Genomic DNA, 2,535 nt, shown 5'->3' on the forward strand with positions numbered 1-2,535 from the left:
CCAGGCCTCGCGGGCCTCGGACGGGGTGCGCGGCAGGTCGCGCAGCGCGCGCTCGGCGAGCGCGATGTCGCGCGCCGGCGCGTCGCCCAGGCGCATGCGGTTGAGCTCCCCGATCATGCGCCGGCGCTCGTCCTCGAGCGAGGCCGGCAGCGCGGCGATCTTGTCGGCGTAGTCGTGTGCGCGCGCGGTGTAGAGATCGCGCACCGCACGCTCGGAGGGCGCCTGGAAGAGCGCGTCCTCGCGCGCGCTGATCTGCTGCAGCACGGTGCCGTACACCGCCTGCGGGATCGGGATGCCGGTGAGCTTGTAGGACAGGATCACCACCGGCACGAGGTAGGCGATGATCAGGATCACGTACTGCGCCACCTGGGTCCAGGTGACCGCGCGCATGCCGCCGAGGAAGGAGCACACCAGGATTCCGGCCAGCCCGATGAAGAGCCCGATCTCGAACTCGACGCTGACGAAGCGGCTGGTCACCAGGCCCACGCCGTAGATCTGCGCGACCAGGTAGACGAAGCTCGCCAGCACCGCCGCGGCGAGCCCGACCAGGCGCGCGACGTTGCCCTGGTAGCGCGCGCCGAGGAAGTCCGGGATGGTGTATTGGCCGAACTTGCGCAGGTAGGGGGCGAGCAGCAAGGCCACCAGCACGAAGCCGCCGGTCCATCCGGTCACGAAGGCCAGGCCTTCGAAGCCGCTGAAGTACAAGGTGCCGGCCAGCCCGATGAAGGAGGCCGCGCTCATCCAGTCCGCGGCGGTGGCCATGCCGTTGAACATCGCCGGCACGCGGCGCCCGGCGACGTAGTACTCGGAGACGTCGGAGGTGCGCGAGAGCACGCCGATGGTGGCGTAGATCGCGATCGTGACGAACAGGAAGACGTGGCCGATGAGCTGCTGCGGCAGGCCCATGCTCTCGCCGATCGCCAGCAGCACGACGAAGACCGCGAAGCCGAGGGTGTAGATCCCGTAGTAGCGCCGCAGCTGGCGCGCGAAGCCGAGGTTGCGCCTCAAGGGGAACGCTCTCCGCTCGGCCCGCGCGCCCGGGTCATCAGTACTTGATCCGCGCGTAGTAGGTCTTCTCGGCGGCCTCGCGCGCGTCGCGCAGGGTGCGGATGCCCTTCTCGGCGAGCAGCGGGATCAGCTTGAGGAAGACCTCGGCAGTCACGATCGCGTCGCCGAGCGCGGTGTGGCGCCCGACGATGGTCAGGCCGAGGCGCTCGGCGATCGCCTCCAGGCGGTGCGACTCCTGGTTGGGGTGCACCACCGCCGACAGCAGCAGGGTGTCGATCACCGGGTGGTCGAAGCGCAGCCCGGTCTGCTCCTCCTTGAGCTGCAGGAAGCGCATGTCGAAGGCGGCGTTGTGCGCGATCAGCACGGTGTCCGCGGAGAAGGCGTGGAAGGCGGGCAGCACCTTGTCGATGGTGGGCTGGCCGCGCAGCATCTCCGAGGTGATGCCGTGGATCTTGGCCGACTCGGCGGCGAGCGGGCGCTCCGGGTCCACCAGCTGCTCGAAGGACTCGGCGCGCAGCAGCTTGCCGTTGAGGATGCGCGTGGCGCCGATCTGGATGATCTCGTCGCCCTGCGAGGGGTTGAGCCCGGTGGTCTCGGTGTCGAACACCGTGTAGCTGAGCTCGGAGAGCAGGCGATCGTCGAGCTCGTGCGACTTCTCCGACCAGGCGAAGAGGTCGAAGTCGTAGTACTCGGGCCGGCTCTCGCCGCGCAGGTAGGTCTCGGCCTCGGCCTGCTCCTGCGGCGTCGCCGCCGGCAGCAGGATGCGGAAGAAGGCGCGGTGGCGCACCTTCTCGCGCTCGAGCCACATCTCGCCGTCGTGGCGGTCGATCACGTCGCGCACGGTGAGCGGGCTGCTCTCGTCCTCGACCTTCATCGGCTCGAGCTCCCAGCTCATCACCGTCTCGGTGCTCATCGCCTGCCCCGACCAGATCAGGTCGAGGTGGACCAGGCGTCCGGCCGCGCTGAGGCGGAAGCGCACCTCGCGCACCTCGAACTCGTCCGACAGCCGGCTGGCGAGGTAGGTGATGGCCTGGATCAACGAGAAGCTGTCGACCTTCACCCACAGCGACTCGTCGACCTCCTCGAGCTTGGTGGGCAGGCCGATACGAGCCTCGATGCGGCGCTGCGCGGCGGCGATCAGGTCGGCACCGAGCATCTCCTCGAGCGGCCAGCGTGCCTTCAGCGAGTCCGCGAACTCGTTCGCGGTCTGGTCGAGGCGCTGGCTCATCGACTGCACCTCGTCGCGCACCACCTTGCGGAAGCGCGTGCGCATCTCGTCGGGCAGGTCCTCGAACTCGAGCATGTCGGCCGCCGCGCGCACGTTGGCGAGCGAGGCGCGGCTGCCCTCGGTGAGGTTGTGCAGCATCTGGTCGCGGCGCGACTCGGTCTCGAAGTTGCGCGTGATGTTGTCGAGCATGAGGATGAAGCCGGTGAGCGTGCGCTCGGACGCGGGCGCTGCCGCGGCGGTCTCCGCCGCTGCGGGCGGCAACTCGCCCGCCGGGCCGACCGCGTCCGCCTCGCCCTGCG

General features: G+C 69.7%; 2 protein-coding genes. Both read right to left on the reverse strand.

Annotation, left to right across the window (positions count from 1 at the left end):
- On the reverse strand, window positions 1-1,008 hold a 1,008-nt coding region (locus C667_RS22125; RefSeq protein WP_004385606.1), incomplete at its 3' end, for a VC_2705 family sodium/solute symporter.
- A 37-nt stretch (window positions 1,009-1,045) separates the two neighbouring features.
- Window positions 1,046-2,535: exonuclease domain-containing protein (locus tag C667_RS22130; protein WP_004385608.1), on the reverse strand; the 1,490-nt coding region annotated here is incomplete at its 5' end.

This window comes from Thauera phenylacetica B4P, from assembly GCF_000310225.1.
Lineage (GTDB): Bacteria > Pseudomonadota > Gammaproteobacteria > Burkholderiales > Rhodocyclaceae > Thauera > Thauera phenylacetica.